The organism is Kitasatospora sp. MBT63, from assembly GCF_000710465.2.
Classification (GTDB): Bacteria; Actinomycetota; Actinomycetes; order Streptomycetales; family Streptomycetaceae; genus Kitasatospora.
The window spans coordinates 1-8,401 of sequence record NZ_JAIZ01000733.1 but is presented as its reverse complement, the minus strand read 5'-3'; the positions used below and the strand labels follow the sequence as shown (position 1 = coordinate 8,401).

At 75.3% G+C, this 8,401-nt stretch carries 8 protein-coding genes; 6 read left to right on the top strand and 2 right to left on the bottom strand.

What is annotated here, in order from left to right:
- Positions 1-111 precede the first annotated feature (111 nt).
- Genes AA75_RS37975 through AA75_RS37955 form a run of 5 tightly spaced genes read left to right on the top strand, consistent with a single transcriptional unit; the run spans position 112 to position 5,833 of the window.
- Positions 112-543, top strand: coding sequence for a hypothetical protein (locus AA75_RS37975; RefSeq protein WP_033824995.1), 432 nt, complete (start codon positions 112-114; stop codon positions 541-543).
- 2 nt (positions 544-545) lie between these two features.
- Positions 546-1,217 carry a gluconate 2-dehydrogenase subunit 3 family protein gene (locus AA75_RS37970; protein WP_051814121.1) on the top strand — a complete coding sequence of 224 codons (672 nt, stop codon included), beginning with the start codon at positions 546-548 and terminating at the stop codon, positions 1,215-1,217.
- On the top strand, positions 1,214-2,932 hold the full coding sequence (locus AA75_RS37965) for a GMC family oxidoreductase (RefSeq protein ID WP_051814120.1): 1,719 nt from the start codon (positions 1,214-1,216) through the stop codon (positions 2,930-2,932). The genes AA75_RS37970 and AA75_RS37965 overlap by 4 nt, the downstream gene beginning before the upstream one ends.
- Positions 2,929-4,035 (top strand): enolase C-terminal domain-like protein, encoded by a 1,107-nt coding sequence (locus tag AA75_RS37960; protein ID WP_149038621.1) that lies wholly within the window; start codon positions 2,929-2,931, stop codon positions 4,033-4,035. The genes AA75_RS37965 and AA75_RS37960 overlap by 4 nt, the downstream gene beginning before the upstream one ends.
- A 34-nt stretch (positions 4,036-4,069) precedes the next feature.
- Positions 4,070-5,833 carry a glycoside hydrolase family 15 protein gene (locus tag AA75_RS37955; RefSeq protein WP_033824994.1) on the top strand — a complete coding sequence of 588 codons (1,764 nt, stop codon included), beginning with the start codon at positions 4,070-4,072 and terminating at the stop codon, positions 5,831-5,833.
- A 39-nt stretch (positions 5,834-5,872) separates the two neighbouring features.
- Here the strand turns inward: AA75_RS37955 and AA75_RS37950 are convergent, their stop codons facing one another.
- Entirely contained in the window at positions 5,873-6,142 is a 270-nt protein-coding gene (locus tag AA75_RS37950) for a hypothetical protein (RefSeq protein WP_033824993.1), read from the bottom strand.
- 138 nt (positions 6,143-6,280) lie between these two features.
- Positions 6,281-6,964 carry an HAD family hydrolase gene (locus tag AA75_RS37945; protein ID WP_033824992.1) on the bottom strand — a complete coding sequence of 228 codons (684 nt, stop codon included), beginning with the start codon at positions 6,962-6,964 and terminating at the stop codon, positions 6,281-6,283.
- Between the two features lie 161 nt (positions 6,965-7,125).
- On the opposite strand from AA75_RS37945, the gene AA75_RS37940 reads away from it, so the two are divergent.
- Positions 7,126-8,145 (top strand): SDR family oxidoreductase, encoded by a 1,020-nt coding sequence (locus AA75_RS37940; protein WP_033824991.1) that lies wholly within the window; start codon positions 7,126-7,128, stop codon positions 8,143-8,145.
- Positions 8,146-8,401 lie beyond the last annotated feature (256 nt).

The window sequence follows — 8,401 nt, the reverse complement described above, 5'->3', positions numbered from 1 at the left end:
CTCGGCCGTCGTCCACGGCGACAGCGACCGCGGATCCATGCTCAAGCAGGGACTCAAGGCCAAGATCCAGGAGATGCTGCCGGGCGGCGGCAAGGACGAGGAGTGAGCGCGATGGGCGCACGACTGCCGCGCGCGGCGCACGACGTACGGCACGGCCGCCTCGAACGGTCGCTGTCGCTGCTGATGTCGGGCGGCGCGCTGGTCACCGCTGCCGAGATCTACCTCGAGCACGACCGGGCGAGCTTCGGCAACCGGATGATGTGGTGGCCGGTCATCCTCGGCCCGCTCGCCGCCGGGGCCGGCGTGGCGGGCTTCACCAGCGAACGCGCCGCGCACACCGTACTGCCGGCGATGTCGGCGGCCGTCGTCGCCAACGGCCTCCAGGGCACCTACCTGCACGCCCGCGGCATCGCCCGCAAACCGGGCGGCTGGGCGATGGCCCGCTACAACGTCGAGATGGGCCCGCCGCTGTTCGCACCGCTGCTGGTGACCATGGTCGGCGGCATGGGCCTGCTCGCCTCCGTGCTGCGCCGGGAGCGGTGACCGTGCCCGCCCGACGGCCGCCCGCCCGCCGGACCGTCCCCTCCGGCGAGGCGGGCCGGCGCTTCCCCGGCTTCGATGTCCTCGACCAGGCCGACGCCTGGGACCCGGCGACCGCCGCCACCGTGCTGCAACGCCTCCAACTCCAGCCCGACCTGCGCTTCTTCACCTGCGCCGAAGAAGCCTGCGCGGGCGCCCTGCTCGACCTGCTGCTCGCCCAGGACGGCCCGCCGCAGCGCCCCGAGGTGCCGGTGCTCCAGATGATCGACGCCCGCCTCGCCGAAACGCAGACCGACGGCTGGCGCTACCAGGACATGCCCGAGGACGGCGACGCCTGGCGCGCCACCCTGCGCGCCCTCGACGAGGACGCCGCCGACCGGCACGGCGCGCCCTTCGCGGCCCTCCCCGCCGAGCAGCAGCGCCGGCTCGTCCAGACCGTCCAGGACCTCCACGGCAAGGACTGGCACGGGATGCCCGCCGCCCACGTGTGGAGCCTGTGGACCCGCTACGCCTGCACCGCGTTCTACTCCCACCCGTGGGCCTGGAACGAGATCGGCTTCGGTGGCCCCGCCTACCCGCGCGGCTACGCCCGCCTCGGCGTCGGAGCCCGCGAGCGCTGGGAACACCCGGACGCGGACCCGCGCGACCCCGCCGCCGACAGCCAGGAGCGCACATGAGGCGACACCTCGCGGCCGCCCGGACCACCCTCGCCCTCACCACCGGCTCCCAGCGGGCGATCCGCGAGCGCAACGCCTCCGCGTGGCTGCTGCCCGACGACGGCAGCCGCTTCGACCGCACGCAGGTCGAGAACATGCGCCGCTTCGACGACAACGACGAGGTGGACCTGGTCATCGTCGGGTGCGGGGCCGGCGGCGCCACCCTCGCCCAGCGGATGGCGCACGCGGGCTGGTCGGTGGTGTGCCTGGAGGCCGGGCCGTTCTGGGACCCCGACACCGAGTGGGTCAGCGACGAGGCAGGCTCCCACCACCTGTACTGGACCGAGCCGCGGGTGATCTCCGGAGCCGACCCGGTCCCGATGGGATCCAACAACTCAGGCCGCGGGGTGGGTGGTTCGACCGTACACTTCGCCGGGTTCGTCCCCCGCCTGCACCCGTCGGACTTCTCCACCCGCACCGACGACGGCGTCGGCGCCGACTGGCCGATCCGGTACGAGGACCTGCGCCCGTCCTACGAACGGATCGAACAGGAACTCCCCGTCGCCGGGCAGTACTGGCCCTGGGGCGACCCGCACGCCTACCGCCACGCCCCGCACCCGGTCGGCGGCAACGGCGAGATCTTCCTGCGCGGCGCGGCCGCCGCCGGCATCGAGGCCCGGGTCGGCCCGGTCGCCATCACCAACGGCCGGTTCGGCAACCGCCCGCACTGCGTCTACCGGGGCTTCTGCCTCCAGGGCTGCAAGGTCAACGCCAAGGGCTCCACCCTCATCACGCACGTTCCCGACGCCCTCGCCCACGGCGCCGAGATCCGCACCGAGGCCATGGCCACCGCGATCGAGACGGACGCCGAGGGCCGGTACGCCACCGGCGTGCGGTACCTGCGCGGAGGGCGCGAACACCTTCAGCGCGCCCGGACGGTGGCCGTCGCCGGGTACGCGATCGAGACCCCGAGACTACTGCTGAACTCCGCCAACCGGCGCTTCCCCGAAGGGCTGTGCAACGACCACGACCTGGTCGGCCGCTACGTCATGGTGCAGGGCGCCCCGCAGACCGCCGGCCGCTTCACTCAGGAGATCCGCGCGTACAAGGCACCCCCGCCCGAGGTCTCCTCCGAGGCCTTCTACGAGACCGACCCCACCAGAGCGTACAAGCGCGGCTTCTCCGTCCAGACCGTCTCCCCGCTGCCGATCACCTGGGCCGAACACGTCGCCGCCCAGGGCCACTGGGGCCACGACCTGCGCCGCTACATGCAGGACTACATACACTGGGCCACCCTCGGGGCCCTGTGCGAACTCCTCCCGCAGGCCGGCAACCGCGTCACCCTCGCCACCGAACGGGACCGGTACGGGCTGCCGGTGGCCGACTTCTCCTACAGCCAGTGCGACAACGACCGGGCGGTCATCGCAGCCGCCCGCACCGTCATGGAGGACATCCTGCGCGCCGCCGGAGCCACCGAGGTCATCACCATCGAACGCTACGCGCACCTGGTCGGCGGCTGCCGGATGGCCCAGGACGCCGAACACGGCGTCGTCGACGGCGACCTGCGGTCCTTCGCCGTCCCCAACCTGCTGATCACCGACGGCAGCGTGCTGCCGACCCAGGGCGCCGCCAACCCGGCGCTCACCATCATGGCCCTGGTCGACCGCGCCGCCGCCCGCCTCACGGCCGGTGCCCGGGCGGGCCTTCGCGCACCGGCCGGCGGAGGTGCCCGGTGAGCGCGGGCGGCCCCTGCGTGGCGGCGGTCGACGTCCAGGTCCTCACGGTCCCCACCGACGCGCCGGAGGCGGACGGGACCCTCGCCTGGGACTCCACCACCATGGTCCTCGTCCAGGCCCGCGCGGCGGGCACCACCGGCACCGGCTGGACCTACGGAGCCGCCGCCACCGCGCAGGTGATCCGGGACCAACTGGCCGCCACCGTCACCGGCCGACCGGCCCTCGACATCGCCGCGCTCAACGAGGCGATGACCCGGACGGTCCGCAACGCCGGCCGCCCGGGCCTGATCGCCGGCGCGGTCTCCGCCGTGGACATCGCCCTGTGGGACCTCAAGGCCCGACTGCTCGGCCTTCCTCTGGTCCAGCTGCTCGGCGCCGCCCGCACGGAGGTACCGGTGTACGGCAGCGGCGGCTTCACCAGCTATGACAGCGGACAGCTGGCACACCAACTGCGGTGCTGGGCCGACGGGCAGGCCATTCCCCGCGTCAAGATCAAGATCGGCGGGTCGTGGGGCACCGACGAGCGCCGCGACCTGCGCCGCACCGAGCAGTCCCGAGAGCTGATCGGGGACACCGCGGAACTCTACGTGGACGCCAACGGCGCCTACACCCGCAAGCAGGCCGTCCGGATCGGCCGCAGCCTCGCCGGACTGGGCGTCAGCTGGTTCGAGGAGCCGGTCCCCTCCGACGACCTGACCGGCCTCGCCCTGGTCCGCGACACCGTCCCCGCCGACATCGCCGCGGGGGAGTACGGCTACGACCTGCCCTACTTCGCCCGGATGCTGCCCGCGGTGGACTGCCTCCAGGCCGACGCCACCCGCTGCGGCGGCCTCACCGTCTGGCTGCGGACCGCCGCCCTCGCCGAGGCCCACGGCCTCCAGCTCTCCGGCCACTGCGCCCCGCACGTGCACGCCCACGCCGCCGCGGCCATCCCCAACCTGCGCCACCTGGAGTGGTTCCACGACCACGTACGGATCGAGAACCTGCTGTTCGACGGCGCCCTCGACCCCCGCGGCGGGGTGCTGCGCCCAGGCGCGGACGGCGCACCCGGCCTCGGCCTGGTCCTTCGCGAGGACCGCGCCGAGCAGTACCGCACCGGCTGAGCACCCGCCGAGCACCCGAAGGAGGACCCCGCCCGTGACCGAGGACCGCCCGCTGCCCCACGCGCTCCGCGACCACGCCCTGCTCGCCGACGGCGAACGCGGCGCCCTGGTCGGGCCACGCGGCGACCTGGTCTGGATGTGCGCGCCGCGCTGGGACAGCGACGCCCTCTTCTCCGCGCTGATCGGCGGCCCCGGCTGGTACAGCGTCAGCCCGGCCACGCCGTTCGTCCAGGGCGGCTACTACGAGAGCGGCACCCTCATCTGGCGCAGCCGCTGGGTGACCACCACCGGCATCGTCGAATGCCGCGAAGCCCTCGCCCACCCCGGCGACCCGCACCGGGCCGTCGTCCTGCGCCGGATCCTCGCCGTCGACGGGCCCGCCACCGTCGACCTCACCCTCCAGCCGGCCGCCGGGTTCGGCGAGCACCCCGCCCGCGATCTGCGGCGCGACGAGACGGGACGCTGGACGGCCCGGACCGGCGGCCTCCAGCTGCGCTGGACCGGCGCACCGGCGGCCGAGCCCCGCCGCGACTGCCGGCACCCCACCCTGCACACCAGGCTGGACCTGGAGGAGGGCCGACACCACGACCTGGTCCTGGAGATCTCGGACACGGCCCTCGGTCGCTGCGAGAGCGCCGACCGGCTCTGGCGCGCCACCGAAGCCGCCTGGGCGCAGCAGATCCCCACCTTCCCCCGCGCCCTCGGCTCCCGGGACGCCCGGCACGCCTACACCGTCCTGCGCGGCCTGACCGGCGCGAGCGGCGGCACGGTCGCCGCGGCCACCACCAGCCTGCCCGAACGCGCCGAGCAGGGACGCAACTACGACTACCGGTACGTCTGGATCCGCGACCAGAGCTACATCGGGCAGGCCGTCGCAGCCGCCGGGCCGCACCCGCTGCTGGACGACTCCGTCCGCTTCACCGTCGCCCGCCTCCACGAACACGGCCCCGCCCTCGCCCCCGCGTACACCACCACCGGCGCACCGATCCCCGACCGCCGAACCCTGGACCTGCCCGGCTACCCCGGCGGCTTCGACGTCGCCGGAAACCACGTCAACAAGCAGTTCCAACTCGACGCTCTCGGCGACAGCCTGCTGCTCCTCGCAGCCGCCGCCCGCCACGGCCGCCTGGAGGCCGACGGCGAACGGGCCGCCGCCATCGCCGCCGCCGCCATCGCCGACCGCCACACCGAGCCTGACGCCGGGATCTGGGAACTTCACGCCGACCACTGGACCCACAGCCGCCTCACGGCCGCGGCCGGGCTGCGCGCCGCGGCCACCGCCGGGCTCACCGACCGCGGCGCGGCCGCCCGTTGGGAGGCCCTGGCCGACCGGATCACCGCGCACACCGCCGCCACCGGCACCCACCCCACCGGGCGCTGGCAGCGCACACCCACCGACCCCGGCGTCGACGCCGCCCTCCTCCTCCCGCCGATCCGCGGCGCCCTCCCGACGGACGACCCGCGCACCCGGGCGACCCTCGACGCGGTCCGGGCCGAGCTGTGCCAGGACCACTACGCCTACCGCTTCCGTCACGACGAGCGGCCGCTCGCGGACACCGAAGGCGCCTTCCTGCTCTGCGGCTTCGTCATGGCGCTCGCCGAGCACCAGCAGGGCCGCCCGGTCGAGGCCGCCCGCTGGTTCGAGCGCAACCGCGCCGCCTGCGGGCCGCCCGGCCTGTACGCGGAGGAGTTCGACATCGCCCAGCGCCAGTTGCGCGGCAATCTTCCGCAGGCGTTCGTGCACGGCCTGCTGCTGGAGGCCGCCGTCCGGCTCGGGGAAGCGGCGGCGGAGCGCTGAACCGTCCGGCCACCGCGCTGGGATCAGATCGCCCCCGGGTCACCGGGCGTCGGGGGCGCCGCCGGCCGGTCGGCCCGGCGGCAGCTGGGCCACCGCCCCGGCCGTCCCGGCGGCCGTTCGGGATGCCCGGTCCCGGCTGTCCTCCGATGGTCCGCCGGACGCGTGGCGGCGGTGCCGGTGGCGGGCGCGAGGGCGGCGGGACCCGGCCGGGTCGAGCAGCCGGTCCTCCAGGCGCCCCAGCGCCAGGACCGCCACCAGGCAGACCACCGGAAGGAGCAGCGCGAGGAGCGCTCCCGCGGTGCCGGACATCACGGTGCCGCCGGGGCTGGGCCGCTCAGGGCTGTTGCGTGGTCGGCCATCGGTCCTCCAACGCTCGGGTCCTGCCTGGTGTCCGGTCCCGCCTGCCCCCGGGAGCGGTTCGCATGCCCAGCGACCTGCTCCCGTCCGCTACCCGCGCTGCACCTGCCCCGTCGGCCGCCCGAGCGCGCTGCCCGCCAGCCCGGCCAGCAGGGCGGCGGCATCCTCGTGGACCTCCACCGCCCCCGCCGCCCGCAGGTCACGCTCGCTCCAGCCACCGGAGAGCACGGCGATGCACGGGACCCCGGAGGCCGCGGCCGAGCGCACGTCCCAGGCCGTGTCCCCGACGAAGACGGCCTCCTGCGGGCGGGCGTCCACCTTCGCCAGCGCGGCCCGGACCAGATCGGGCGCGGGCTTGCTCGCCTCGACGTCGTCCGCCCCGGTCGCGGCGGCGATCACGTCGTCCGCGCCGAGCGCGCGGCGCATCACCGCCAGGTCGCGGCCGGAGGCCGAGCTGGCCAGCACGACCGTCCAGCCCCGCGCGGCCACCGCGCGCAGGAGGTCGGCGGCGCCGTCGAAGGGCCGCAGCCCCGGCCAGAACCGGGCGTACAGGGCCTGCTGGGCGGAACTGATCTCCTCGTCGCGGGCACGGTCCCGGTCCTCGCCGAGCAGATGGCCGAGCAGCTTGTCACCGCCCATGCCGATCGAGGCGTGGATGCGGGCCATCGCCGGGGCGTGCCCGTACTGGGCCAGCGCCTCGGCCCAGCTCAACGTGTGCAGGTAGTTCGTGTCGAGGAGCGTCCCGTCGACATCGAACAGCGCCGTCGGCGCCATCCGGCCACCTCCCGTCCGGAGCGGTCGATCAGGTCTTCGACGCTACGGCTGCCCCGCCCGAACCGCGACACACCGGCCCCGGTACACCGCCCCCGGCACACCGCACCCGCAGGCGTGTGCCCGGCGCGTTTGCCCGCCGGAACGCGGGACAGACGGGGGGCATGAACTCAACGAGCGGCACCGGACGGGTGGTCGTGGTGACCGGCGCCAGCGCCGGGATCGGGCGGGCGTGCGCCGAGGCGTTCGCCCGACGCGGCGACCGCCTGGCACTGATCGCCCGGGGCCACGCAGGCCTGGAAGCAGCGGCGGCCGAGGCCCGGAAGGCCGGGGCCACCGCGATCACCATCGAGGCCGACGTCTGCGACCCCGACGCCGTCGAGGCCGCGGCCGCCCGCACCGAGCACGAACTGGGCCCGATCGACGTCTGGGTCAACGACGCCTTCACCTCCGTCTTCGCCCCGTTCACGGAGATCACCGCGGCGGAGTTCCGCCGGGTCACCGAGGTCAGCTACCTGGGCTACGTGTACGCCACCCAGGTAGCGCTGCGCCGCATGGTCCCGCGCGACCACGGCACGCTGGTGCACGTCGGCTCGGCGATCGCCTACCGGGGCATTCCGCTGCAGAGCGCGTACAGCGGTGCCAAGCACGCCCTGCAGGGGTGGCACGAGGCGCTGCGCTGCGAACTGCTCGCCTCCGGCACGTCGGTGCGCTCCACCATGGTGCAGATGCCCGCGGTGAACACCCCCCAGTTCGACTGGGTGCTGTCCCGGCTGCCGAACCGTGCGCAGCCCGTCCCGCCGATCTACCAGCCGGAGGTCGCGGCGCGCGCCGTGCTGTACGCGGCGGACCACCCGGCGCGGCGCGAGTACTGGGTCGGCGCGAGCACTGCGCTCACCCTGATGGCGAACGCGCTCGCCCCCGGCCTGCTGGACCGCTACCTGGCCCGGACCGGCTTCACCTCCCAGCAGACCGACCGGCCGCGTCGCAGCACCGACCCCGTCAACCTGTGGACGCCCGTCGACGACCGGGAGGACCACGGCGCGCACGGACGCTTCGACGACCGGGCCCGCGCCCGCAGCGCACAGCTCTGGGCCACCACCCACCGGGCGCCGCTCGCGGTCCTCTTGATGGGGGCGGCCGGCGCCGGGCTGTACGCGAGGCGGCGGCGCCCGCTGCGGTGAGGGCGACGGCGAGGGTGTCCGGCGGGCCGGGACCCCGGGGCCGTCCGGATCCGGCGTGGCGACCGCGCGCCGCCGGGCGCCCGGCCGTAGCGTCGGACGGACCGCCCCACCGGCCCGGGGCACGAGCGCGGGAGGCCTCGATGCCGGCCACAGCACAGTTCGACGGCGTCTGCTCGTGCAGCATCCTCGCGCACCGCGCCCGCCGCCGGTCCGCCCCCGCGTAGCCGCGGCCGTGGACGCCCGTCGCGGTGACGGC

What these genes read in the sequence shown, in the direction of transcription:
- AA75_RS37950 (WP_033824993.1), bottom strand. Translation starts at nt 6,142, where the DNA reads ATGTCCGGCACCGCGGGAGCGCTCCTCGCGCTGCTCCTTCCGGTGGTC.
- AA75_RS37965 (WP_051814120.1), top strand. Translation starts at nt 1,214, where the DNA reads ATGAGGCGACACCTCGCGGCCGCCCGGACCACCCTCGCCCTCACCACC.
- AA75_RS37975 (WP_033824995.1), top strand. Translation starts at nt 112, where the DNA reads ATGGGCGCACGACTGCCGCGCGCGGCGCACGACGTACGGCACGGCCGC.
- AA75_RS37945 (WP_033824992.1), bottom strand. Translation starts at nt 6,964, where the DNA reads ATGGCGCCGACGGCGCTGTTCGATGTCGACGGGACGCTCCTCGACACG.
- AA75_RS37940 (WP_033824991.1), top strand. Translation starts at nt 7,126, where the DNA reads ATGAACTCAACGAGCGGCACCGGACGGGTGGTCGTGGTGACCGGCGCC.